We start from the raw sequence: 24241 nt of genomic DNA on the forward strand, positions 1-24241 counted from the left end.
CCCGTACTCACCCCCCAAGGAGAAAGAGCACCACCATGGTGAGCGACACCCGTACCAGCTCGAACCAGAATCTCGACTGGCTCCTGCAGGGCCTCGTCGAGAAGGTCCCCCACACCCGCAGCGCACTGCTGCTGTCCTCCGACGGGCTGAAGAAGGCCGTGTACGGGCTCGACGCCGACGAGGCCGACCACATGGCCGCCGTGGCCTCGGGTCTGTACTCGCTCGGCCGCGGCGCCGGCCACCGCTTCGACGGTGGCGGCGAGGTACGCCAGGTGGTGGTGGAGCTGAACACCTCCCTGCTCTTCGTGTCCTCGGCGGGCTCCGGCGCCGTCCTGGCCGTCCTGGCCCGCCGCGAGGCCGACGCCGCGGTGCTCGGCTACGAGATGGCCATGCTGGTCAAGAGCGTCCGGCCCTACCTCGTCACGGCTCCGCGGCAGCAGGGAACCCACGTGCCGCGTGATGCGGGGCGCTGAGCATGTCGGACGCGAAGGACGACTCGTGGCTGGACGACGAGGCCGGACGATTAGTCCGGCCGTACGCCGTCAGCAACGGGCGCACCCGTCCCACCGCCCACTTCGACCTGCTGACCCTCGTCATGGCCACCGGCACGAGGCCGAGCACCTACCTCGGCCCCGACTACGACCAGGTCCTCAGCCTGTGCGGCGGTCATCCGCTGTCGGTGGCGGAGGTCGCCGCCCACATGCGGCTGCCGGCCGTCATCACCAAAGTCCTGTTGTCCGACCTCGTCTCGCACAAGGCGCTCACGACGCGGGCGCCCCGCCCCATCGAGGCGGCCTCCCCGACCGACCGAAACCTCCTGGAGGCGGTGCTGCATGGCCTACGCAAGCGGCTCTGACCCCTTCCCCACCGCCCTCAAGATCCTCATCGCCGGAGGATTCGGGGTCGGCAAGACCACCTTCGTCGGAGCGGTCAGCGAGATCGCGCCGCTGAGCACCGAGGAACTGCTGACGCAGGTCAGCGCCCGCACGGACAGCCTGGTCGGCGTCGAGGACAAGACGACCACCACCGTGGCGATGGACTTCGGCCGCATCACGCTCAGCCCGGACCAGGTCCTGTACCTCTTCGGCACGCCGGGGCAGGAGCGGTTCTGGTTCATGTGGGACGAACTGTCCAACGGGGCGCTGGGAGCCGTGGTCCTCGCGGACACCCGCCGCCTCCAGGACTGCTTCGCCGCCGTCGACTTCTTCGAGCGGCGCGGCATCTCCTTCGTCGTCGCCGTCAACGAGTTCGACGGTGCCTATCTCTACGAACCCGACGAGGTCCGCGCCGCGCTCGACCTCAAGCCCCACATCCCCGTGGTGATGTGCGACGCCCGGCAGTGCAATTCCGGCACCCGGGTGCTGATCGCACTCGTGGAGCACCTGCTCACCCCGGCTCCCGGCATGTCGGCCGCGGAGCCCACCCCGCTGCACTGACGCACGCTCAGCGCCCCCGAATGGAGCCTGCATGTCCGCGCCTGTTCCCTACACGCAGTACGACCCGACCGGCCAGATGCTGGTGACGCCCGAGGACAAGGACGCCCCGGCCCGGGTGGCCCGGCTGCGCGAGCTCGGCATCGGGAACGCCCCCGTCCCCGAGTTCGACGAGTTCGCCCGCAATCTGGCCCGGACCCTCAACGCCCCCTACGCGATGGTCAACTTCATCGACGAGAACCGCCAGTTCTTCGCCGGTCTCTACACGCCCGCCGACGGCCAGCCCGGGGTCGAGCTGGAGCCGCAGCAGGCCAGTACGAGCCGCGTGATGGCGCGCGACCACGGCTGGTGTCCGCACGTCGTCGTGCGCCGCAAGGCCCTGGTGCTGGAAGACGTCTGCGACTACCCGAGGTTCGCCGGGAATCCCGTCGTCGACGAGATCGGCATCCGCTCCTATCTGGGGGCGCCGCTGATCGACTGGAACTCGGGAATGGCCCTCGGCACGATCTGCGTCATCGCCCCGGAGACCCGCCCGTGGGGGCGGGAGGGTCTGGAGATCATCAAGGCGAACGCGCAGGCGATGGTCGACCGGCTCCGTCAGATGGAGGAGCAGCGGGGCGGGCACTGAGCGCCGCTCCCGGCGGCCGGCGGCCCCGGCGGCACGGGATCAGGGACGGGAGCCGCGGGCACGGCACTGTGTCCGTGGCTCCCCGCGCTCTCACACCCCGGCCGTCTCCAGCCGGTCGTCCTCTTCCAGGTGGTCCGTCGGACCGAGCCGCACCACGTCGGCCAGCCGCTCGGACCACTCGCCCTTCGCCGTGCCGAGCGCCACCTCGCCCAGACGCAGGAGCTGGATGTCGGAGGTGCCCGCGGGGGCGTAGATGTGGTGGGCGTCGCGCAGGTACCGCTCGATGGGCCGGTCGGTGAACAGCCCGCTCGCGGCATGGATCTCCATGCCGTCCCGGGCCGACTCGATGGCCGACTCGACGTTCAGGTATTTCGCGTTCATCAGCTCCGCGTCGCAGGGTCTGCCCTGGTCCAGCTGGTGTACGGCGTGGTAGGCCGCAAGCCGCGCGGTCATCAGCCGGTGCTGCATCCGGCCCAGCTTGAGCTTGATGTTGTTGAGCGCGCCGAGCGACGCGCCGTACCGCTCGCGCTCGATGCACAGCGCGGTGGTCTCCTCCAGGACGGCCTGGTGGATGCCGAGGGAGACGGCGGTCAGGTTGGGGCGGCCGTAGAGCACGCTCGACGAGTAGGCGACCGCGAGCCCGTCGCCCTCCCTGCCGAGCAGATTCGCCGCGGGGACACGGCAGTTGTCGAAGATCAGCTTGCCGAAGCTGAAGCCGTGCAGTCCCATGGCGGGCTGCTGTCCGGCGAGCGAGAAGCCGGGGCGGTCCGCCTCGACGAGGAACGCGGACAGTCCCCGCGACCCCTCACCGGTGCGGACGATCACGCCGTGCAGGTCTCCGACGTGGGAGTTGCCGACGAAGACCTTGTGCCCGTTGAGGATGTAGTCGTCGCCGTCCCGCACGGCGGTGGTACGGATGGCGAGGACGTGGCCGCCGGACTCCTCCTCGGTGGTCGCGATGGTCGGCAGGCAGTCGCCGGCGGCGATGCGCGGCAGCCAGGTGGCCTTCTGGACATCGTTGCCATAGTGGATGACCTTCGCGACGCCGAGCTGGGACGCCTGCACCATGGCACCCATCGCCCCGCTGACCCGGGCGAGTTCCTCGATGATGATCGTCTTGGCCAGGTGGCCGGCCCCCATTCCGCCGTACGACCGGTCGACGGTGACGCCGATCCAGCCCTGCCGGGCGATGAGCCGGGACACCTCGTGCGCCACGGTCCGGGACGCCTCCATCTCGGGTATGCGGGGCCGCACCTCGCGTTCGGCGAACTCGCGTACCCGCTGGCGCAGATCCTCGTGCCATCTCGTGGTGAAGTACCGCTGCACAACCCCTCCTCCGCGCTGCCCCCACGACCGTTCGGGTGTGGAGGGACGTCCTTCGGCAGTGGTTCTCCGCCTCCAGGCAGACCGTCTGTAGGATTGTCGTCTTATCGATCCATCTCGGCCAAGATCGCCAGCCTTCTTTGACTCAAACTCTGCGTCTTGCGAACTGAGCTGAAATGTGCGATGCGGCACGCAACCTGGTCACGAACGGACAGTAACGAGAGCCGAGTGACCCAAGCGGAAGCGGACCTGACGCCTCCTCCAACCAGGCCTGCCCATCAGGCAATTGCCCCGGGAGCAGGCACCTACGGAAATGCGCGGTCCGTCACCTTCCCGCCGGCCGCTGACGCCCCGCCCTCTACCCGCGTCCGCAGCCTCGTCGGCACACTTCGGCCAACGTGAGCGGAGCGCGGATGGAACCGCCCGTCCATGGGCATGCATCCAGTTCGGCCCTGGGCCGGCCCCCCGCGCCATGTCCCCCTATATCCGCTTCACCAGGCGGACAACCGGCGCCGGACCGGCGCCCGCGCCGAGGCCGTCACGTCAGCTGCGACTGCACCTGCGCCGAAATCAGGTCGAGGTGGTCCAGGTCGTCGAGGTCGAGGATCTGGAGGTAGATGCGCCCGGCGCCGATCTCCGCATACCGGCCGATCCTGTCGACGACCTCGGCCGGAGAGCCCGCCAGCCCGTTGGCCTTCAGCTCGTCCACGTCGCGGCCGATCGCGGCGGCGCGCCGCGCCACCTCCTGGTCGTCCTTACCGACGCAGGCCACCAGCGCGTTGGAGTACACCAGGTCACCGGCCTCGCGCCCGGCCCGCTCCGCCGCGGCACGCACCCGGCCGAACTGGCGCTCACTGTCCTCGACGGACGCGAACGGGATGTTGAACTCGTCTGCGTACTGCGCGGCGAGGCGCGGCGTGCGGGTCGCGCCGTGGCCGCCGATCAGCACGGGGATCTTCGCCTGCGCCGGCTTCGGCAACGCGGGCGAGCCGGTGAGGTCGTAGTACGTGCCGTGGTGATCGAAGGTCGCGCCGACCTCCGTCGCCCACAGTCCCGTGACGATCGCCAGCTGCTCCTCCAGGCGGGCGAACTTCTCCTTCGGGAACGGAATGCCGTACGCCTTGTGCTCCTCCTCGAACCAGCCCGCTCCCAGGCCCAGTTCGACCCGGCCGCCCGACATCTGGTCGACCTGCGCGACCTGGATGGCGAGCACGCCGGGCAGCCGGAAGGTGCCGGCGGTCATGAGCGTGCCGAGCCGGATGCGCTTGGTCTCGCGGGCGAGCCCCGCCAGGGTGATCCAGGCGTCGGTCGGCCCGGGCAGCCCGTCGGCCTCGCCCATGCGGAGATAGTGGTCGGAGCGGAAGAAGGCGTCGAAGCCGAGGTCTTCGGTGGCCTTGGCGACAGTGAGCAGCGTGTCGTAGGTGGCGCCCTGCTGGGGCTCGGTGAAGATGCGCAGATCCATGCCTCCATCCTGCACGGTCGAACGGGGGGGCCGACTCCGCCGGTCCCGCCGGCCGCGCCCGCCCCCGGCCGGGTGAGAACCGGTCGGCCCCGGGTGCGGTGCGGGTCCGCGGCAGCGACCCGGTTCGCCGGTGATCGTCGGCTCGGGCGGAGCCGGACCGCCGGGCACCCGTCACCGGCGCGTCACTCCCGGCGGCCCGCCCGCCGGGGCTACTGGCCGGGGAGACCTCCCGCCCCGCCCCGGCCGGCAAGCCGCACCGGCCCCTCATCCCGCCGCGCGGTCCCGCTCCACCATCTCCTCCTCCCGGACCGCGAGGCGCCGCAGCATCTCCAGCACCCGGTCACGGGACTCGTCCGCCGCGTCGATCGCCTCCATGCACTGCCAGTACGTCCCCTCGTCGTCGGCCGCGCAGGCGATGCCGACGAGCGCGATGCCCACTTCGCCGAGCAGACACCCGAGATCGAGGAGGGTCTGCCGGGCATCGCCCAGGTCGGTGAGCCGGGCGGCCCGCAGGTCACCCACGCCGAGCGACGGCGCGTCCAGGACGCCGCAGCCTCTGCCCGCCAACTCCGTGAGCCCCAGGGCCTCACCGCGTAATTCCGGGGGACCGGACACGGCGAGGCGACTGCCGATCGCCTGCGCCAGGGCCTGCGCCTGCCACACCTCCCTCATGATCTCCGGCACCTCGCCGCTTCCCGCCAGGGCACGCCTGCTCGTCACGATGAGCCGCATCGCATCCATGCGCTGCCCCCGTCTGTCCGACGCGCTCTCGCACGTCTGCCCGAACTCCGCCGTCCACTACCCAGAGTGAGGGCACGCGGGACGAAAAGCCAGAGGTAGCCCGAAATCTGTGGACACAGAATCGGCTGTGGACAACTTGACCACTACTGAGAGTGATTGACGGAGTGGGGCGTGAAGGCCCGTGAGCCAGTCAGCGGCCCTCCGGGGGCGGGAACCTCCGTTCGTTGCGGTCGATCTTCGCGTCGAGTGCCGCGAGCGGATCCACGCCGAGCACCGTGCACAACTGGAGCAGATAGGCGAGCACGTCGGCGACTTCGTCGCTCACGCGGTGCGCGGTGTCCGGGTCGTCCATCACCCGGGCCGACTCCTCAGGCGTCAGCCACTGGAAGATCTCGACCAGTTCGGACGCCTCCACGCTGAGCGCGGCGGCCAGGTTCTTGGGGGTGTGGTAGGGCTGCCAGTTCCGCGCGGCCGCGAACCCGGCCAGCCGGCGCTGCAAGTACGACACGTCCAGTTCCGTCACGCCCCCAGGTCTACCACCGTGGCCCCGACCACCTCCGCGGCCCCCGACGCGTCGCTCACGGCCCCCACCAGCCGGATGTGTCCCCTCTCGCACATCCGCGCCGCGAGCCGCAGGAGTTCCCCGGCCTGCCGGGGATCAAGCGAACGGTCGAAGCCGTCGGCCAGCACCGTCAGCGTCTGCAGCGCCGCCGGGACCTCTCCGGCGGTGTCCACCTCCAGCACCCCGGGTCCGGTGAGCAGCACCAGGGCCAGCGCGAGATACCTCAACTCGCCGTCCCCCAGCAGTCCCAGGTGCGTGCGGCGGCCGTCACCCCGGTCGAGCAGCCCGCGGACCCCGCCGTCGGGCAGCGGCTCGGCGAGCAGCTCGGCGACCGGGCCCGCGCAGCCGGCCCGGACCGCGGCCACCAGCAGCCCGTGGCGCCGTGCGCATTCGGTCCTGGTCCGCCAGAGGACATCGGCGACGTTGTCACAGCCGCGCAGCAGGCGCCCGCCGCCGGCCGGCACGGGTGCGCGCATGGACGGGGGTTGCGGGTCGCAGGCGAAGACGGAGCGCAGGGCGATCACCATCTGCTCGGCGGCGGCGAGCACTTGGCGCTGGCCGTCGGTCTTGCCCGCGACCCGCAGGGGCAGCAGCGCGGTACCGAGGCGGTCGTCGGGGAGCGGGCCCCGGGTGACCGGCGACGCGCCCGCCGTGTGCCAGGCCGCCTGGACGACGGAGCGGCTCGGATCCCGCAGCGCCGTCTCCAGCAGGACGAGGCCGCCCGCCGTCAGCCGTTCGCCGACGATGCGCAGTTCGGGCTCGGCCTGTACGGCGAGGTCGAGGCGGACGGGGCCCTCGGGACCGTCCGCCGTACAGCCGATACGGAAACCGCGCCGGCGCTGGGCGTCCGGGCGGACCCCTTCGGGAACGCAGGCCGCCGGGTCCGGGAACACCTCGCCCAGTTCGGCCCCGCCGCCGAGCCGCGCCAGTGCCTCGTACGCCCGCAGCGCCGTGGACTTGCCGCTGCCGCTGGGACCCGCGAAGAGTGTCAGCGGCCCGAGCTCGAAGGCGGCGCCGCGGTGTCCCGCGAAGGCGGAGAGCCGGAGGCGCGTGATGCTCGGCCGGTCCGGCCGCGTGTGCGGGGCGCTCGGCGCGGGCGGCGCGCTCGGCCGGCCCGGCCGCGTGTGCGGGGCGCTCGGCGCGGGCGGCGCGCTCGGCCGGTCCGGCCGCGTGTGCGGGGCTCTCGGCGCGGGCGGCGCCGTCTCGGGAACACCCGGCGCCGCCACGGGCGCTGCGAGGATCCCGGGGGCCGCGGCACGCGGTTCGGGAACCCGTTCCCGCCTCTCCGGCTCGGCAGCGCGCTCCCATGTGTCCGGCTCCGCGCCGAGGGGCCGGTCCGGACATACGCCGGTGCCTGGGCGGGCCCCGACATCCGGGCGGGCCCCGACATCCGGGCGGGCCCCGGTGTCCGGACGCACCCCGACGCCCGGGCGAGCCCCGGTGCCAAGGCGCACCCCGGCATCCGGGCGGGCCTCGACATCCGTGTGGTGTCCGGCGGACGTGCGGTGTCCGGCATCCGTGCCGTGTCCGGCGGACGTCCGATGCTCAGCGGACGGCGCGGACGGCGCGGACGCCGGGGACGCGGGGGACGCCGGGGACGGTAAGGCCGGCAAGGGTGACGGGGCCGGCAGCGGCGGCAGAGGTGACGCGGTCATATCCGGACGGTAGGACTCCGCCGCCAGGCGAACCGTTCCGGCCGGGCGATCTTCCTTCGTTCGAGGGATCACGCCCGTTGATGGCGTCCCCGGGGACGCCGGCCACCCCGGGGACGTCACCCCCGGTCACAGCCCGGGGACCCCCGCGCTCTCCATCAGCCCCTGCACCTCGGTACCGGGCGGCGTCAGCAGGAACACGTTCCGGTCGACCCGGTGCATCCCGCTCGCCAGGCCGAAGACCACGCCCGTGCTGAAGTCCAGTACCCGCTTGGCGACATCGGTCTCCGCGCCCGTCAGGTCGAGCAGCACGGGGGTGCCGCCCATCAGTGTTTCGGCGACCTCACGGGCGTCCGCGAACACGTTGACCCGCAGGACCACGAAGCGGCGCCGCGCCTCGGTCGGGGCCTCGGGTATCGACCGGTGGCCGACGGCCGACGGCCACGCGTCCCGGCCGCGCAACGGAACGACCTGGGCGAGCCCTTCCCACTGTTCATCGGTGACGTCGTGGCTGTTCACTGGCCATCCCCGCCCTGGCTCGCCATGGTTGTCTGCACCAGGCAATTCTTACCCATGGTCACCCGTTCGGCCGAACAGCGACACGGTCCGCGACAGCTCTCCTTGCGGCACGGCTCGCGGAAGCACGTCCGGAATCAGGCGATACCCGTACCGCAGTGCGCCAGCAGCGCGGCGACCGGCCCGTCCGTCAGGCGGTACCGCACGACGCGTCCCTCCCGCTCGCCGACGACGACCTCGGCCGTCCGCAGCAGGCGCAACGCCTGCGACACGGCGGGGTCGTTCATGCCGGTCGCGATCGCCAGGTCGGACACCGCCAGGGGCCCGGCCCGGTGCAGCGCCAGCAGGAGCGCCAGCCTGCCGGGGTCGGCGAGCAGCGAGAAGCGGTCGGCCCAGGCGCGTACGGCCGCGGGCTCGCCGATGGCGGCGACGGCGTCGCAGACCCGGTGGCCGTCGATGGTGCGCCGGTCGGCACGGTCGGCGGGGACGAGATGCATGACGGCATTCTTCCAGGCGGCACTGTGATCTTCGATACCTGCGCAACTGTGCAGGCTTGCAGCGGTTGACGGGCGGCACCTAAGGTTGGCGGGCCGTGGTGTTCGGGAAGACCGGTGACAGCCTTTCAGGGGCTCAGTCCGGAGCGGCCCTCGCCACTGTGATCGGGGAGTTCCCGTCCCGTGCCGCTCCAGGGCGGCGCCACTGGCCGGACGGCCGGGAAGGCAGGGGCGAGCGCGTCGACCCTCCGCCACACCCGGCTTCGGCTCGTGCGGGAGGTACCCGCGAGCCAGGAGACCGGCCACGGCATCTCACGAAGTGATCCACGAGGTGCTGGAGCGTGACCGCATGACCCTGCCCACCGGGCCCGCCGCCTTCCGATGGCGACGCGAGGACACCGTCCGTACCGCCGGCCTGCTGGCGGTGATCGCCGCCCTGCACGTCGTCGCGTTCGGGGTGCTCTTCCTGCTGGTCGTGCCGGCGCACTACGAGGTCGGTTCCAAGGCGTTCGGCATCGGCCTCGGCGTCACCGCGTACACGCTCGGCATGCGGCACGCCTTCGACGCCGACCACATAGCGGCCATCGACAACACGACGCGCAAGCTGATGGCCGACGGCAAGCGGCCGGTGTCGGTGGGGTTCTGGTTCGCGCTCGGCCACTCCAGCGTGGTGGTCCTCCTCGCGGCGCTCATCGCGGGCGGCACCCAGCTGGCCGGGCGGATCATGAACGAGGGGTCGAGCACGCACCAGGTGCTCGGCGTCATGGGTACGACCGTCTCGGGCGTGTTCCTCTACCTCATCGCCGCGCTCAACCTCGTGGCCCTGCTGGGCATCCTGCGGGTCTTTCGCGCGATGCGGGCGGGGACGTACGACGAGAAGGAACTCGAAGGACACCTGGATTCACGGGGGTTCATGAACCGGATCCTCGGCCGCTTCACCAAGTCCATCAGCCGCCCGGGGCAGATGTTCCCGCTGGGCTTCCTCTTCGGCCTCGGCTTCGACACCGCGACGGAGGTGACGCTGATGGTGATGGCGGGCAGCGGCGCCGCGGCGGGGCTGCCCTGGTACGCGATCCTGTGCCTGCCGCTGCTGTTCGCCGCGGGCATGAGCCTGTTCGACACCCTCGACGGCACGTTCATGAACTTCGCCTACCAGTGGGCCTTCTCGAATCCCGTGCGCAAGGTGTTCTACAACCTCACCATCACCGGTCTGTCGATCGCGGTGGCGTTCCTGATCGGCACGATCGAACTGGTCGGCGTCCTGCACGACCGGCTCGACCTGCGGGACGCGGTCACGGGCTGGATCGCCGGTCTCGACCTAGACAACGTGGGCTTCATCATCGTCGGTCTGTTCGTGGTCGTGTGGGCCGCCGCGCTCGCCTACTGGCGGCTGGCCAGGGTCGAGCAGCGGTGGGCGGTGCGCCCGGCCGACGGAGGCTGACGCCGGGGACGAGGGCCAAGCCCTCCGGGGACACCCACCGAAATGACACTCAGTCCCCTCCCTCGCAGGCACTTAGTGTCATACGTGATCTCCGGTGCTAGTTTCCCCGCATGAGTGAGACTCCCCGCCGGAGCCCGTCGGCCGGGGCGGGCGCCCCGAAACCCCCGATGCGCGACGCGCTGGTCGCGGCGGCGTTCCGGCTGTTCCTCGAACGCGGCTACGAACAGACCACGGTCGACGACATCGTGTCGCTGGCCGGGGTGGGACGGCGGTCGTTCTTCCGGTACTTCCCGTCGAAGGAGGACGTGGTCTTCCCGGACCACGAGCGCTGCCTCGCCGAGATGACCGAGTTCCTGAACTCCGGCTCCGGTCCGGCGGACCCGGTCGAGCGGGTCTGCGACGCGGCCCGGCTCGTGCTGCGGATGTACGCCGAGAATCCGACGTTCTCGGTGCAGCGCTACCGGCTGACCAGGCGGGTGCCCGGACTGCGTGCGTACGAGCTCTCCGTGGTCTGGCGCTACGAACGTGCCCTCGCCGACCACCTGCGCACCCGCTTCGCGGGCCGGCGCGACGGAACCCTGGAGGCGGACGTGATCGCCGCGGCCGTGGTCGCGGCCCACAACAACGCGCTGCGGTCCTGGCTGCGGGCGGACGGCGAGGGGGACGCCGACGCCCGGGTGGACCGGGCACTGCGCTATGTGCGGCGCACCTTCGGGGCGGACGAACCGGGCACCCGCCGGGAGGGCGGGGACGTGGTGGTCGTCGTGGCCCGGCGCGGGGTCCCGATGTGGCGGGTGGTCCAGGAGATCGAGTCGGCCTGGACGGATTGAGGGTACGGAGTGCCTTTACGGCTGGCACTGAGTGCCATAACCTGTCGCTCGTGCACGGCGATCCGAGCACATCAGATTCCGGCCGAGCGCAGGGAGATGACATCGTGTTCCACCCGGGAATCGGGATCGCGGCGGACGTGCTGGACGCCGATGCGCCCCAGAACAACGCCACCGCCCCAGCGGAGAGCGGCGCCCCCATGTGGGCCGCGCGGAGCGAGGAACGTCTCGCCTTCCAGCGGTGCCGCTGGTGCGGGACCACCATGTTCCACCGGCTGCTCTGTCCGGTCTGCGCGTCGAGCGACCTGCACACCGAACACAGCCGGGGCGCGGGCATCGTGCGCCGCACGACCGTGGTCCGGCGCAACACCCCCGCCGCGCGCAACGTGTCCCTCATCGAGATGGCGGAGGGCTTCACCGTCCGCGGCCGCGTGAAGGGCCCGTTCATCGCGATCCACCCGGGCGGCCGCGTCCGCCTCACGGTCGCCGAGGACCCGGTCCGCGGCGAGCCGGTCTTCGAACTCTGCGACGACTTCTACGGGCTGCGCGACTGACGTCCGGCCGCGCGAGCGACGGCGTCACGGCCGGCCGGGATCTGCGACGCCACCCGTCGGCGGACGCAGCGAGGACAGCGGGATCGCTGGACCGAGCGCCCGGCCACGGTGCGGGACACCCTGGGCACCGTCCTGCTCGCCCCGGTCGCGCCCGCGACCGCGCCGCTCGGCGCCCGGTTCGGCGACCTGCCGCGGCACCCCTACGACGCCGCGGGCGTACTCCTGGCCGTCGCCCTCCGGTCACCCCTGGCTCTGCGCCGCCGGTGGCCCGCGCTCTGTCTGACGGTGATCGCGACGGCCTTCGCACTCCGCGAACTGGCCGGCTACCCGCAGACGTTCGCGAGCGTCGGCCTGTACGTCGCACTGTAAAGCGGCAACCCGGTGCTGTACCTGGCGGCCGGCGCGGTGATCGCGGTCGGTGCGCTGACCGTTGTACGCGGCCGTGGTGCGTCGGCTGGAGGCGCGCCCGGTGCGCGAACTGGACCCCGCCGGCGCCCGGAACGGTCTTCGCGTGGGCACCCTGCTCGGGCTCGTCCTGTTCGCGGCGGCACTCGCCGTCGTCGCCCTCTTCGCGGCTACGGCACCGAGGGCGGAGTCTCGGTCGGCGGTGCGGTGGCGGTGCTCGGCACGACGGCCGGTGTGGCGGTCACCGAGGAACTGCTCTTCCGTGGCGTGCTTCCCGCCAGAACCGGCGGCACCGTGCCCGGAGCCGGTCTCAGTCCCGACGGCCCCGCTCCTGCTCCAGCAGTTCTTCGAGGTCGCGCAGGCGGTCAAGGCCGCGCACCGCCTGCGTCATCCTCGCGTTGTGTTCGAAGCGGTCCCGGTGCCGGTGCAGGAGGTTCCAGTACCCGGCGGTGAAGGGGCAGGCGTCCGCACCGACCCGGACGGACGGTGTGTACCGGCAGGGTCCGCAGAAGTCGCTCATGCGGTCGATGTACGCCCCGCCGGAGGTGTAGGGCTTGGTGGTCATGCGGCCCCCGTCCGCGTACTGCGACATGCCGACCACGTTCGGGACCATCACCCAGTCGTAGCCGTCGACGAAGCTGCGGTGGAACCAGTCGGTGACGGCCCGGGGGTCCCACCCCCGCTGCAGGGCATGGCTGCCCAGGACCATCAGGCGAGGGATGTGGTGCGTCCAGCCGGTCGCGTTGACCTGCTGGAGGACGTGTGTGAGGCAGTTCGCGTCGGTCGCGTCCGGGGACAGCTCCGTGAACCAGCCGGGCAGGGGCTCGTGGTGGCCGAGGGCGTTGCCCTCGCGGTACCGGTCGCCGAAGTACCAGTAGACGTGCCAGACGAACTCGCGCCAGCCGGCGATCTGCCGCACGAAGCCCTCGGCGCTGTTGAGCGGCACGGCGCCGGACCGCCAGCGCGCCTCCGCCTGTCCGACGCACTCCGCGGGGTCCAGCAGCCCGAGGTTGAGCGAGGACGAGAGCAGGCTGTGGCTCATCGTCGGGTCCCCGGCGAGGATCGCGTCCTCGTACGCGCCGAACGTGGCCAGCCGGTGCTGGACGAAGCGGCGCAGCGCGGCGAGGGCCTCCCGGCGCGTGGCGGGGAACCTGCGGCGTCCGTCCTCGCCGACGAACTCGACGTCCCCCTCGCGCGACCAGCGGTCGAGGTCGGACCGCACCTCGGCGTCGATGTCGTCCTCCCGGGGCCGGTAGGGCGCCGGAACGCCCAGGCCGGTGCGGCCGCGCGGCGGGGGCTGCCGGTTGTCGTGGTCCAGGTTCCAGCGGCCGCCGACGGGCCGGTCGCCCTCCATCAGCAGATCGTGTGTCTGCCGGACCCATCGGTAGAAGTCCTCCTGGCGGAGGTGTTTCGTGCCGCGGCCGTCCGCCCAGAGCTTGAACTCCTCGTGCGCCACGAGAAAGCCGCGGGCCGGCAGGACGCGTACCGAGGGCAGCGCGCGTACGAAGGTGAGGGCCGCGTGGGACGTGGGGTGGTGCACGGTCACCGGACCGTCCCCCACCGCCTCGCGCAGACCCTGGCGATAGGTGTCCGCCTTGACGTACCGCACGCGGTCGCCGAGTTCCGCGGCGCGATGGCGCATCGCCGAGAGGATCAGGTGCGCCTTGGCCCGGTGGAAGCGGCGCCGCCGGAAGACGCCCCTGGACTCGATCATCACCAGTGGCGCGTCCCGGTCGGGTCCGCCCCGCGCCGGATCGGCGAAGTGGGGGCCGAGCTGATCGCCGAACAGCCAGTGGGGGGTGCCGGACTCTTCTTCCGTCATGGCGAGCGCTCCGTGGACGATCCGTTGCCGGGCCGGCACGCCACGCGAGGTGGCGCGCCTGTCCGCAGATCAAAGCGCAGGCGGACACGGACGGGACGCGGCACACGCCGTTCCTCTTCGGATGGCCGGGCAGGTGACACCGGGGGGAGCAGCGGTGGCCCGGCGATCGCCACGCACCCCGTGTGAGGCGTCACCCCCTGTCGGACTCGCCGGACTTCCACGCCGTGACCAGCCCGGCGAGGGCGTCGGCGGCCTCCTCGGTGTCGCGGCCGTCGTCCGCGCGGGCGTGCCGGGCCAGCTCGACGTGGACGAAGCCGGCGTGTTCACGCTGCGCCGAGCGGCCCTGGACGTTGGTCGTGCCCTCCAGCGGGCAGCGCGCCGCCCAGGCCCGGCAGACCCGCAGCCCGTCGTCGTCCATGCGGTCGGCCATGGCGGCCACCTCGGCGGGCGCGGTCTCGACGGCGCCGGTGGAGACGACGGCGTCGTAGGGGCGGTCGGAGGACTTGGTGAAACCGTGCAGCTGCACGCCGGGCACCCCGCGCTTCTGCAGCTCGACGACGACCGTGTGGAAGGCGCTGTCCTCGCGGTGGGCGACATCGGCGGCACCGTACTCGCCGGCCCGGCGGTGCGTGCCGGCGAGGACGAGGGCGCCGCCGGGACTCTGCTCCAGGAGCCGGATGCCGAGGGCCTCGGTGTCGCGGTCGGAGACGGGGTGCGGGACCTGGGCGTTCCACCGGACGGCGGAGTCGGCGTTCAGGTACAGGCGGCCCCAGCCGGTGCTCGCGCCGGTGCCGGTGGCGGCGATCTCGTCGTAGCGGCGGCCGGAGTCGGTGTCGGTGAGGCGGGTGAGGCCGAGGCCGAGCGGGGCGAGCCGCCGTTCCGCCTCCTGGGCGTCGCCGGACAGCAGGCTCCCGACGGCCTTCGCCAGCCGCGCGCGCTGTGCCTCGCCGGGCGGAGTGTAGGGGGCGTCGGCGCGGAACCCGGCCGTGTATCCGAGGATGCGGCTGCGCAGGTCGACCAGTTCCCGGGCGCGTGGAATGGAGTCTTCCGAGGTCGGGGACGTGTCGGCCTGGCAGCCCACCAAGGCCAGAAGCAAACCCGTGTGGACGAAAACGCGCTGGAAGCGTGACCGTCCCGTGACGGTAATCCGAGGGTCGCTTGTGAGGTTCATGTAAACATGAGTCGGTGACATTCCGTAAGTCTCTCCGTATGGGCCGTTCGCTGGCGGTACTGGCGGCGGCCACCGGCCTGACCGTGTCGTGCGGCTCCGAGGCCGCGCAGCCCCGGGCCGAGGCCGGGGGCCGCAGTTTCACCGTCGCCGCGGCCGGCGACATCCTCATCCATCCCGAGCTGGTCGAGCAGGCCGCCAAGGATGCCGAGGAGAGCGGACACGGAGAGGCCGGACTGGACTTCGGGCCGCTGCTCGCCGGGGTGAAGCCCGTGATCAGCAAGGCCGACCTGGCGATCTGTCACATGGAGACGCCGGTCGGGAAACCTAAGGGACCGTTCAAGGGATACCCGGAGTTCCTGGTTCCGCCGCAGATCCTGACCACTCTGAAGGACGTGGGGTACGACACCTGCTCGACGGCCTCCAATCACACTTACGACCACGGACTGACCGCGGTACGGCGCACGCTGAACGCGATGGACGAGGTGGGCCTCGGGCACACCGGGTCGGCGCGGACGCCGAAGGAAGCGGAGCAGATCAACATCCGCGACGTCAAGGGCGTCAAGGTCGCCCACCTCGCCTACTCCTGGGAGTCCTTCCTCAACCCCACGCCCGAGAAGGAGGGCTGGGCCTTCAACCGTTCCAGTACGGACGAGGTGAAGAAGGCCGAGAAGCGGGCCCGCGACAAAGGCGCCGAGGTGGTGATCCTCTCCCTGCACTGGGGCCTGGAGCACTACAACGAACCGAGCGTCCCGCAGCTGGACATGGCCCAGCGGATCACCGAGGAGACCGGGGTCGACCTGGTGATCGGGCACCACTCCCACGTGGTGCAGCCGATCCAGAAGGTCAACGGCACGTGGGTCGCCTACAGCCTCGGCAACCAGGTGGCCCGGCACTCCTCGCCGACCGGCCTCACCGAGGAGGGGGCCATCGGCTGGTTCGAGTTCCGCGAGACCGCCGACGGCTGGGACGTCTCCGCCCGCTACCGCACCACGCTGGTGGACATCCCGCCCGAGACCGAGGCAGGGGAGAAGGCGGCCGAGGGGTCGGTCGAGGACCTCCGGGTGGTGGACGTCCAGCAGTCGCTGGAGCACCCCGAAGGGCTGTCCGACGACCGGATCGCCCGCTACCGCCTGGCCGAGGACCGCACGCGCGGCTTCCTCTACAACCGGGGAGCGCCCGGCGGTGACGGCCTGAAGCGGCTGCCGCTGGAGCAGTGACCAGGGACACACACCCCTGTGTGCCGACGGATACAACCTTGTCGGCGTTTATCAGTCTTTTCTGTGACGGCGTCATGCTGCCGCGCGACAGCGGTGCTTCCTTCGGGCGCTGAGCACCCGCAGCGACCAAGGAAGAAGACCGGTGACATCGACTCCTGCCGCGCCCCTCGTGCCGAAAGGCCGGCGGCGCAGCCGCAGACGCGCGGACATGCCGCTGCTCGGCGGCATCCGGCCGCCGATCGCGCTGCTGTGCGTGCTGGTCCTCGCCCTCGCGGCCCTCACGGCCAAGGTGCTGGGGCCGGACGCGGAACCGGTCGTGCCGAAGGCGGTGCTCTCCTCGCAGCAGTACTTCGCCCAGGACGGGGCCATCGCCCTGCGCGCCTCGATCGACGAGCGGGTCACGGACCTCGAACGCACCGCCACCGCGCTGAGCGCGGACAGGCCGGCGGACCCCGAGCGCGTCCTGTCGGACCTGAGCAAGGCGTACCAGAAGTGGACCGGCACCACGGTGCTGGACCTGGAGAGCGGCAAGGTGCTCGCCGCCCGCGGGGAGCGCATCCCGCTCGGCTGGCTGGACAAGGACGTCCTCACCGGTGACCGGGCGCTCACCCCGCGCATGGTGCGCCTGGAGACCGGTGACGTGCGCCTGATGACGATGGCCGTGCTGGGCGGGAAGAAGGGGGCGCAGCAACTGCTGATCGCCTCCAACAGCCTCTCCGTGCCCTCCATCAACCTGGGCCCGTTCCGGAGCATGGCCGTCGTCGCGCGGGGCGGCGAGGTCCTCGCCACCGCCGGCTTCGAGCAGTCCGAGGCACTCAACTCGGACGCGGAGCGCGAGGAACTCACGTTCCTGCAGAAGCAGATGACGCGGCTGTCCGACCGGGCCGCCGAGGCGACCGAGCAGAACCCCGTCAGCGCGCGGGAGCCCGGTTCCCGCGGCTATCCCGGCGTGAGCGGAACCCTGCTGGGCGATGACTACAACGGCCGCGTCGCGACCGCCGGGTACGCCTCCCTCGCCGCGTCCGACCCGGAGGACGGGAAGAGTGTCGCCGCCGGCCTCGGCCTGACGGTCGTCGCCATGCTCCCCGTGGTCCAGCAGCAGACCGTCACGGAGGGCAGCCGGCAGCTCTTCGGCCTGCTGGCGGCGGGCGCCCTGGTGCTGCTCGGACTGCTCGCGGTCGCCGTGCTGTGGATGACCGTGCAGCGTCCGCTGCTCAAACTGTTCCTGGAATCCCGCCGGCTCGCCCGCGGCGACCTGGTCAGGCCCGTCGCGGTGCCCCGCTGGGGGGAGGCAGCCCGCATCGGCTCCGCGCTGGAGCGCACCCGCGGCCTGCTCGGCGGCGCGAGCGCCCCGGACGGTGCCACCGGTGCCCGCCGGGCCGGCAGGTTCCGGGGCGGTGCGCGCGGACCGCTGGTGCTGACGGCGGTGCTCCTGCTGCTGTGGTGCGTCCCCGTCGGGTTCCTGCTCAACCGCACGGACGGGACCGTCAGCATCCCCGCCCCCATGGTCAACGACCAGCGCGACCGCACCGACCTGGTCGCCGACCGGGCCCGCCGGGCGCTGAACGAGGCCCAGGCCGACCTCGTCTCCACCGCACACCTGATCGACATCGACGATCCCGCCGCCACCGAGACCTTGCTGAAGGACGCCCTGCGCGAGCACACCCGCTACCAGGCGCTGTATGTCGTCGGTGAGGACGGCGGCCTCGTCGCCCGGGCCGGCGCCGGCCCCCACGCGTGGAGCGCGAAGGACCGGGCGCTCGTCCGCGTCTCCGGCAGGGGTGAGAAGAAGCCCGTCGTCCAGACCGGGGCGCCGGTGCCGGAGCACGAGGGCACCACTCTCGTCGGCGAGGTGCGGGTGGAGTTCCTCAACTCGCTGCTGAAGCGGCCCGGCCTCGGCGAGGTCCGGATCGTGAACGCCGACGCGCGGACCCTCGCCGCCAGCGATGGTTTCCTCGCCTTCGAGGGGCTGCCGGACGACGCGCTGCCCGACCTGGTGCGCGCCGGCAACGTGCGGGTGGGCGCCGGGCCCGTGGCGAACGGTCTGCTCATCCGCGGCGGTGGCTCCGTCACCGTGGCCGCCGCGGCGCCGTTCACCGGCGGCGGCGTCGCCTCCGACCTCGGCTGGACCGTCGTGAGCTGGCAGAACGCCGACCACTTCGAGATCACCGCCTACGAGCGCGAGGACCGCAGTGTGCTCGCGGGTCTGCTCGGCCTCGCCCTGATCGTGGTCTGCCTGGGCTGGATCCACCTCGTCGTCGTACGGCCCCTGCGGGCCCTCGCGCAGGACGCCGAGAAGCTCGCCGACGGCGACCTCAAGACCGTGCACTACCCCCGGTACCAGGACGAGGTCGGCGCCGTCGTCCGCAGCCTCGAACTCATCCGCCAGCAGTTGCAGGCCCGCCGGCAGAACCAGGCGCGCCGGCCCGCCGAGTCCCGGCCCGGCGCCGGAGGAAGGTGACCAAGCGTGCTCTATCTCTACTTCGTCCTGTTGACCGGCTGTCTGTTCCTGTTCGTCGCGGGCATCGTGGAGCAGCGTCGGCACTACGCCGCGCTGCACACCATCCCCTCGCGGGTGCTCGTCAACGGCATCCGCGGCAAGTCCTCCATCACCCGGCTCTGCGCGGGAGCGCTGCGGGGCGGTGACCTGATCACCGTCGCCAAGACGACCGGGACGGCGGCCCGCTTCATCCACCCCGACGCCACCGAGGAGCCGGTCTACCGCAAGTTCGGCATCGCCAACGTGGTGGAGCAGATCGGCATCGTCCGGCGGGCCGCCACGTACCGGCCCGACGCCCTCGTCATCGAGTGCATGGCCGTGATGCCGGCCCTCCAGGAGGTCAATCAGAGCAAACTGATCCGCTCCACCATCGGCGTGCTGTGCAACGTCCGCGAGGACCACCTCGCCGAGATGGGCCCCACCCTGGACGACGTGGCCCGGTCGCTGTGCCGCTCGATGCCCCAGGACGGCATCTGCGTCACCGCCGAGAAGGAGCGCTTCCACATCCTCCAGGAGGAGGCGGACGCCCGGAACTGCGAGTTGGTCTATGCCGACCCGGAGACCGTCAGCGACGAGGAACTGCGCGGCTTCAGCTGGTTCACCTTCAAGGAGAACGTGGCGATCGCCCTGGTCGTCGCCGAACTGCTCGGCGTGCGGCGCGACGTCGCCCTCCAGGGCATGTACGACGCCCCGCCGGACCCGGGCGTGCTCTCCGTGGAGCGCTATGCGGCCCCCGACGGCAAACGGCTCGCGTTCGCCAACGTGTTCGCGGCCAACGACCCCGAGTCGACGCTGATGAACATCAACCAGCTGCTCGACCTCGGCGCCGTCCGCCGCCCCCTGAACGTGGTGATCAACTGCCGCCCCGACCGCGTGGAGCGCAACGGGCAGATGGGCGAGATCATCCCCGACCTCCAGCCCGACCACGTCTTCGTCATCGGGCACCCCGCGAAGAGCGCCATCGACGCCATCCCCGCCGAGTGGCGGGACCGGGCGGTCGACCTGGGCGGCGAGAAGCGGTCCGCCGAGGAGTTCATGCCGGCCCTGCTCGGCCGCATGTCCGACGGCTCCTCCCTGGTGGCCATCGGCAACATCCACGGCCAGGGCGAGGAGTTGCTGGAGTACCTCGCCGAACTCCCCGCCGACGAGAGCGAAGCGGACGAGGAGAGGCCGGGCCCCGTCGCCGCGGCGGCCCCGGCGCAGTCGCCCCGCCTTGACCCGTTCGCCTCGTACCCCCCGGCGTACGAGGAGCGCTACCAGGCTTCGCGGACCCAGGAGATCCCGGTGGTCCGCATCCCGGCCCGGCCGTCACCGCGGTACCCGCAGCAGTACGAGCCCCACGAGCAGTACGCGCAGCGGGAGCGCTACGAGCCCCGCGAGCAGTACGCCGACGCGCCGCGGCAGCAGCCGTACGAATCCGCCCAGCAGACCTGGCCGCCGCCCTACGACGAGCCGCACGACGACGCCCGGAGACCCCGTTGACCACCGCCGCACTGACCCCCGAGATGGCCGCCCTGGGTATCGCGATAGGGCTGTTCTTCTCGCTGCTGTGCTACCTCACCACCAACCTCTCGCCCGGCGGCATGATCACTCCGGGCTGGCTCGCCCTGACGCTGATCGAGGACGTCCAGCGGGCGGCCATGGTGGTCGGCGTCACCGCCCTCACCTACGGCGGCACCAAGATCATGCAGCGGCTGGTGATCCTCTACGGCAAGCGGCTGTTCGCCTCGGTGGTGCTGCTCGGCGTGCTGCTCCAGGGCACGGTGATGATCCTGCTCTCGCTGGAGTTCCCGCTGCTCTACGGCAACCAGACCCTCGGCTTCATCGTGCCCGGCCTGATCGCCTACCAGATGGTGCGCCAGCCCAAGGGCGCCACCCTGCTGGCGACCGGCACGGTCTCGCTCATGGCCTACATCGTCGTCGCCGCCGGGCTGCTGCTCGGCATCATGCCCACCGTCTGACAAGCCGCCCCAGAACGACCGAGGAGTAACCGATGGCAGGGAAGAAGAAGTCGCGGCCCGTCCTCTCGGGTCTGGTGGTGCTGGGGCTCGTCGCGACCTCCGGCTACCTCACCCTGGAACTGCGCAAGCGGGAGGTGCCCGGGGTGACGGATGTGCGCAACGTCGGCGTCCTGGACGGCGGCGAGGCCTCCGGCTCCGCCTCCGACGACAAGGGCGAAGCCAAATGGTCCCGGCTGGAGAACCCCGCGCGCTCGGTGCTGCGCGGCTCCGACGGCCAGATCAAGGCGGTGTTCACCGACGGGGCGCGCCTGGCCACCCTCACCGGCCGGGCCCGCACCTTCGCCGAACCGGCCTCGACCTCCTCCAAGGTCTCCACCACGGACTGGGTGCGGCTGATGCCCAAGTCCTGGAAGAAGGGGGCCGAGAAGGAGAAGTGGTTCACCGACTGGTACGCCGAGTACCGGGACAGCAAGGAGGACGACCTCTTCGCCATCGCCTTCCAGTACGTGTCCGGCGCCCCGCAGAAGAAGGACGGACAGGGCACCGCCTACGCCGGTGACGCCGGCTTCGGACCGCTGAACACCACCGGCGCCGAGGGCGGCGACCTGCGCCTGGAGCAGTCCGACTTCTACGACTACCTCGGCCGGCCCTACCCCTTCAGGGACGGACAGACCGGCACCCCCGAGCCCCTGCGTGCCAAGTCCCTGGACTGCTCGGGCTTCATACGGATGGTGCTCGGCTACCGTACCCGCTACCCGCTGATGTCCTCGGACACCTCCGGCGACGGACTGCCGCGCACCGCCAACGGCATGGCCCGCTCCGACGAGGGCGTCGACGTGCTCCCGCTGACCGGGGTGACGGCCGACGACCGGCCGTCCGCCATCGACCAGCTCCAGCCCGGCGACCTCGTCTTCTTCAAACTGGACACCCGCACGAAGGACCGGCTCGACCACGTCGGCCTGGTGCTCGGCTACGACACCGAGGGCCACCTGATCTTCGTCTCCAGCCGCGAGGAGGTCAACGGCCCGACCATCGGCGACGTCGGCGGGGTCTCCCGGCTGGACGGCAACGGCTACTACGCCAAGACGCTGCGCAGCGCCAAGCGGCTGTGAGCGTGCCTGCCCGCCTGCGTCACGGGCACGTACCCGCCTCGTCCTGCAGGTGCAGCGAGCGCAGAGCCGCCTCCAGTGCGAAGCGGTGATCCGGGTCGGTGAGGCGTTCGCCCAGGCGGGCGTCGAGGCTGCGCAGGCGGTAGCGGACCGTCTGGGCGTGCACCCCGAGCATGTCACCGACCTGTTCGGCCGGCGCCCGGGTCGAGATGTGCACCCGGAGCGTCTCCACCAGCCGCTCGCGCCGGCTGGCCGGCAGACCGGCCAGCGGGGCCAGTTCGCGGGCGGCGACCTGGCGCACCAACGGCGGGTCCGAGAGCAGCCAGAGGGTGGTGAGGTGGTCCTCGCAGCGGACGACGGGGGCGTCGGGGACGATGCCGTCATCGATGAGCTGGAGGACTCGGCGGGCCCAGCGGAAGGAGTCGGCCGCCTGCGCCGTCGGCAGCGTCAGACCGACGACGGCACGGGTGCCGCTCAGTGCCCGGCCGAGCATGGCCTGGCGTTCGGGGGTCAGCGGACCGGGGACCAGGAGGTGCGGATGCGGGGCGTCGAGTTCCGTGAGGACGTCACCGGCGAGCCCGGCCGCCTCGACGGGGTCGGGCACGGCCGAGCGGAAGACGACGAGGGTGCACTCGGTCGGCAGGGGCCACGCCGCGGCCTCGCACAGGTCCGTGACGGTGGGCTGCGGCAGCGGCGGCGCCGCGAGAATCAGATGGAGCAACTGCCTTCTCAGCATGGTCACTTCGGAGGTGCCGCGGGCCTGCACCTCGCTGTATCCCTCGCGGGTCACCTCCGCCAGCTCCTCCACGTAGGCGAAGAGGGCGTCGGCGAAGGCGAGGATGAGCGTGGGCGAGAGGCTGTACTGGCGGCCCACCGACTGCGCGCGCCGCAGGGCGATGCGGGCTCCCAGCCGGTACGCGCCCTGGAGGGACTCCAGGTCGCGTCCCTCGTACGCCTCCACGCGGCCGAACCTGCGCAGCAGCGCGTCACGGAGCGTGGAGGGTTTGCCGGGTTCGGCGACCCGGTCGACGAACGCCGTGAGGGCCTGTTCCACGCCCTGCCGGACCGTGTCCGCGTTCGGTCCGTCGAGGAGGCGGCCGTACACGGGATAGGCGCGGGTGACCTCGGCCCAGATCTCCTTGACGAGGCTGGGTAACTCCGGTCTCATCAGGGCGGCGAACCCGGTGGGCAGTGGGTCGAGCGGCTCACCGACTTCCGGTGTACGTGCGGGTGAAGGCATCCGTGGTCCCTCGCTCTCTGCTTGCCCAGGGGAGGTCGCCAGCACGGACACCGAGGCCCCGAACGGGCGGGTTCGGCGTCCGGGCCGGACGAGGGACGCATGACGTCCTCGACAGTTGAAAGTAGTTCAACTTCCGTAGCACGTACACACTTTGGGCACCGATTGGTCTGCTGAGGCGACTGTGTGCTGCCGAGGTGGCTCAGAACAGTCGCCTCGCGGCCATTACTTGACGGCGCTGTGCCAGTTCTTCGAGAGTTCCTGGCCCGCGTTCGGTGCGACGGTGCCCGGTGCTCCGAGAGCGGCGAGGGACGTGGTGGTGTTGTTGAGCGTCAGGCTGTTCTTGCCGGCGGCGGACGGCAGGCCCGTCTTCAGGTTCACCGCGGCGTCGATCAGGCCGAACAGCCCGAGTCCGCAGCCGCTGGCGCCGGGGACGGCGAACGTGCTGTCCTTCTGGGTGGCACCCACGAGGTTGACGCGGCTCATCACACCCTCGTCGTTCAGGTTGCCGGCCCCGTCGAAGAAGGTCAGCGAGAAGTCGGGGTAGTTCACGTTGCCGGGGCGGAGCACGACCGGCTTGGACGCCGTGCCGATGTAGCACTTGCTGCCCAGGAACGGGTTCTCCAGGTGGATGCGGACCGGGATCGAGACGATGGGCAGGTCGGTCAGGGCGCCGGCGCTCTGGTTGAAGTCGGAGGGCGTCCCGACGGATTCCACGGTCGCCGTGATCTTGTTGAGGGTCGAGTTGGTGAGCTGGTTGCAGATCGCCGTGACCGCGGGCACGTTGCTGGGGCACATCAGGCCGAGCAGCCCGCCCGGCACGGTCGCGGAGTCGGCGATGAGCGCGCCGCCGGACGGTGCCACCACGGTGCTGCTGCCGTCGGAGTTCTGGACGACGCCCATCTGCAGGTTGGTGCGGCCGGTGGTCACGGTGGTGTTGCCCAGCTTGATGGAACCGCTGGCGGAGGAGGACACCACGCACTGCGGAGTCCGCTCCAGGCCGTCGGCGGCGACCAGCGCGGGGGCGTCGACGGGACACCGGGTGAAAGGTGCCCATTCGCCGTTCAGCTGAGCGGTGGCCGCGGTGGCCGTGCCGACCGCGGCGAAGGCACCGACCGCGGTGGTCAGCGCGGTGACGACGGTGGCGGATCTGGCGGAGAGACGCAGGCGGGTCATGAAGTGCCTT

At 71.6% G+C, this 24241-nt stretch carries 25 protein-coding genes and 1 riboswitch; of the genes, 14 read left to right on the plus strand and 11 right to left on the minus strand.

The window, feature by feature from the left end; all coding sequences use genetic code 11:
* Positions 1-35 precede the first annotated feature (35 nt).
* From AC069T_RS07900 to AC069T_RS07915, 4 genes are read left to right on the plus strand one after another with little or no spacing between them, the layout of a single operon-like run.
* A complete protein-coding gene (locus AC069T_RS07900) occupies positions 36-473 on the plus strand; it encodes a roadblock/LC7 domain-containing protein (protein ID WP_358850325.1) in 438 nt (145 codons plus the stop codon).
* Between the two features lie 2 nt (positions 474-475).
* Positions 476-856, plus strand: a complete 381-nt coding sequence (locus tag AC069T_RS07905) for a DUF742 domain-containing protein (RefSeq protein WP_358850326.1) — start codon at positions 476-478, stop codon at positions 854-856.
* Positions 834-1436 (plus strand): GTP-binding protein, encoded by a 603-nt coding sequence (locus AC069T_RS07910; protein WP_478781897.1) that lies wholly within the window; start codon positions 834-836, stop codon positions 1434-1436. The genes AC069T_RS07905 and AC069T_RS07910 overlap by 23 nt, the downstream gene beginning before the upstream one ends.
* A 31-nt stretch (positions 1437-1467) precedes the next feature.
* Positions 1468-2061, plus strand: a complete 594-nt coding sequence (locus AC069T_RS07915; RefSeq protein WP_478781898.1) for a GAF domain-containing protein — start codon at positions 1468-1470, stop codon at positions 2059-2061.
* 90 nt (positions 2062-2151) lie between these two features.
* Here AC069T_RS07915 and AC069T_RS07920 read toward each other — a convergent pair whose 3' ends face one another.
* The 3 genes from AC069T_RS07920 to AC069T_RS07930 all read right to left on the minus strand — a co-directional run bounded on the left by AC069T_RS07920 (position 2152) and on the right by AC069T_RS07930 (position 5578).
* A complete protein-coding gene (locus tag AC069T_RS07920) occupies positions 2152-3387 on the minus strand; it encodes an acyl-CoA dehydrogenase family protein (RefSeq protein WP_478781899.1) in 1236 nt (411 codons plus the stop codon).
* Positions 3388-3922: 535 nt separating this feature from the next.
* The gene (locus AC069T_RS07925) at positions 3923-4846 is read right to left on the minus strand and encodes an LLM class F420-dependent oxidoreductase (protein ID WP_478781900.1); all 924 of its coding nucleotides are present in this window, start codon (positions 4844-4846) and stop codon (positions 3923-3925) included.
* Positions 4847-5110: 264 nt separating this feature from the next.
* Positions 5111-5578, minus strand: coding sequence for a DUF6099 family protein (locus tag AC069T_RS07930; protein ID WP_388782664.1), 468 nt, complete (start codon positions 5576-5578; stop codon positions 5111-5113).
* Here AC069T_RS07930 and AC069T_RS07935 point away from each other — a divergent pair.
* Positions 5517-5657, plus strand: coding sequence for a hypothetical protein (locus AC069T_RS07935; protein WP_478782097.1), 141 nt, complete (start codon positions 5517-5519; stop codon positions 5655-5657). The two genes, AC069T_RS07930 and AC069T_RS07935, sit on opposite strands and share 62 nt — an antisense overlap.
* 120 nt (positions 5658-5777) lie before the next feature.
* On the opposite strand, the gene AC069T_RS07940 is transcribed toward AC069T_RS07935, so the two are convergent.
* The 4 genes from AC069T_RS07940 to AC069T_RS07955 form a co-directional block, all read right to left on the minus strand.
* Complete coding sequence (locus AC069T_RS07940) at positions 5778-6110, minus strand: nucleotide pyrophosphohydrolase (protein ID WP_478781901.1); 333 nt, start codon at positions 6108-6110, stop codon at positions 5778-5780.
* Positions 6107-7204, minus strand: a complete 1098-nt coding sequence (locus AC069T_RS07945; RefSeq protein WP_478782082.1) for an AAA family ATPase — start codon at positions 7202-7204, stop codon at positions 6107-6109. Before AC069T_RS07945 ends, AC069T_RS07940 begins: the two co-directional genes overlap by 4 nt.
* A gap of 726 nt (positions 7205-7930) precedes the next feature.
* On the minus strand, positions 7931-8320 hold the full coding sequence (locus AC069T_RS07950; protein ID WP_476750058.1) for a cell division protein SepF: 390 nt from the start codon (positions 8318-8320) through the stop codon (positions 7931-7933).
* A 134-nt stretch (positions 8321-8454) separates the two neighbouring features.
* Positions 8455-8814 (minus strand): ArsR/SmtB family transcription factor, encoded by a 360-nt coding sequence (locus AC069T_RS07955; RefSeq protein WP_478781902.1) that lies wholly within the window; start codon positions 8812-8814, stop codon positions 8455-8457.
* 79 nt (positions 8815-8893) lie between these two features.
* Positions 8894-9132, plus strand: a riboswitch (cobalamin riboswitch).
* A gap of 28 nt (positions 9133-9160) precedes the next feature.
* Between AC069T_RS07955 and nicT the strand changes: the two genes are divergently transcribed.
* The 4 genes from nicT to AC069T_RS07975 all read left to right on the plus strand — a co-directional run bounded on the left by nicT (position 9161) and on the right by AC069T_RS07975 (position 12002).
* Complete coding sequence (nicT, locus tag AC069T_RS07960) at positions 9161-10252, plus strand: Nickel transporter NicT (RefSeq protein WP_478781903.1); 1092 nt, start codon at positions 9161-9163, stop codon at positions 10250-10252.
* A 167-nt stretch (positions 10253-10419) separates the two neighbouring features.
* Complete coding sequence (locus tag AC069T_RS07965; RefSeq protein ID WP_478782083.1) at positions 10420-11082, plus strand: TetR family transcriptional regulator; 663 nt, start codon at positions 10420-10422, stop codon at positions 11080-11082.
* 197 nt (positions 11083-11279) lie between these two features.
* Entirely contained in the window at positions 11280-11633 is a 354-nt protein-coding gene (locus AC069T_RS07970) for a Zn-ribbon domain-containing OB-fold protein (RefSeq protein ID WP_478782084.1), read from the plus strand.
* 39 nt (positions 11634-11672) lie between these two features.
* Positions 11673-12002, plus strand: a complete 330-nt coding sequence (locus AC069T_RS07975) for a DUF7134 domain-containing protein (RefSeq protein ID WP_478782085.1) — start codon at positions 11673-11675, stop codon at positions 12000-12002.
* Positions 12003-12348: 346 nt separating this feature from the next.
* Here AC069T_RS07975 and AC069T_RS07980 read toward each other — a convergent pair whose 3' ends face one another.
* Both AC069T_RS07980 and AC069T_RS07985 read right to left on the minus strand, forming a co-directional pair.
* Positions 12349-13860: a cryptochrome/photolyase family protein gene (locus AC069T_RS07980; protein WP_478781904.1), complete on the minus strand. Its 1512-nt coding sequence runs from the start codon at positions 13858-13860 to the stop codon at positions 12349-12351.
* A gap of 190 nt (positions 13861-14050) precedes the next feature.
* Complete coding sequence (locus tag AC069T_RS07985) at positions 14051-15052, minus strand: hypothetical protein (protein WP_478781905.1); 1002 nt, start codon at positions 15050-15052, stop codon at positions 14051-14053.
* A gap of 17 nt (positions 15053-15069) precedes the next feature.
* Between AC069T_RS07985 and AC069T_RS07990 the strand changes: the two genes are divergently transcribed.
* The 5 genes from AC069T_RS07990 (at position 15070) to AC069T_RS08010 (ending at position 21821) form a co-directional block, all read left to right on the plus strand.
* A complete protein-coding gene (locus AC069T_RS07990) occupies positions 15070-16248 on the plus strand; it encodes a CapA family protein (protein ID WP_478781906.1) in 1179 nt (392 codons plus the stop codon).
* Positions 16249-16456: 208 nt separating this feature from the next.
* Positions 16457-18709, plus strand: coding sequence for a cache domain-containing protein (locus AC069T_RS07995; protein WP_478782086.1), 2253 nt, complete (start codon positions 16457-16459; stop codon positions 18707-18709).
* 6 nt (positions 18710-18715) lie between these two features.
* On the plus strand, positions 18716-20230 hold the full coding sequence (gene pgsB, locus AC069T_RS08000; protein WP_478781907.1) for a poly-gamma-glutamate synthase PgsB: 1515 nt from the start codon (positions 18716-18718) through the stop codon (positions 20228-20230).
* Positions 20227-20709 (plus strand): poly-gamma-glutamate biosynthesis protein PgsC/CapC, encoded by a 483-nt coding sequence (locus AC069T_RS08005; protein ID WP_358850423.1) that lies wholly within the window; start codon positions 20227-20229, stop codon positions 20707-20709. The genes pgsB and AC069T_RS08005 overlap by 4 nt, the downstream gene beginning before the upstream one ends.
* A 32-nt stretch (positions 20710-20741) precedes the next feature.
* A complete protein-coding gene (locus tag AC069T_RS08010) occupies positions 20742-21821 on the plus strand; it encodes a C40 family peptidase (RefSeq protein WP_478781908.1) in 1080 nt (359 codons plus the stop codon).
* 19 nt (positions 21822-21840) lie between these two features.
* Here AC069T_RS08010 and AC069T_RS08015 read toward each other — a convergent pair whose 3' ends face one another.
* Positions 21841-23058: a PucR-like N-terminal domain-containing protein gene (locus AC069T_RS08015; RefSeq protein ID WP_478781909.1), complete on the minus strand. Its 1218-nt coding sequence runs from the start codon at positions 23056-23058 to the stop codon at positions 21841-21843.
* A gap of 222 nt (positions 23059-23280) precedes the next feature.
* The gene (locus AC069T_RS08020; protein ID WP_478781910.1) at positions 23281-24231 is read right to left on the minus strand and encodes a hypothetical protein; all 951 of its coding nucleotides are present in this window, start codon (positions 24229-24231) and stop codon (positions 23281-23283) included.
* Positions 24232-24241: the final 10 nt, after the last annotated feature.

The organism is Streptomyces sp. NPDC043867 (assembly GCF_056435845.1).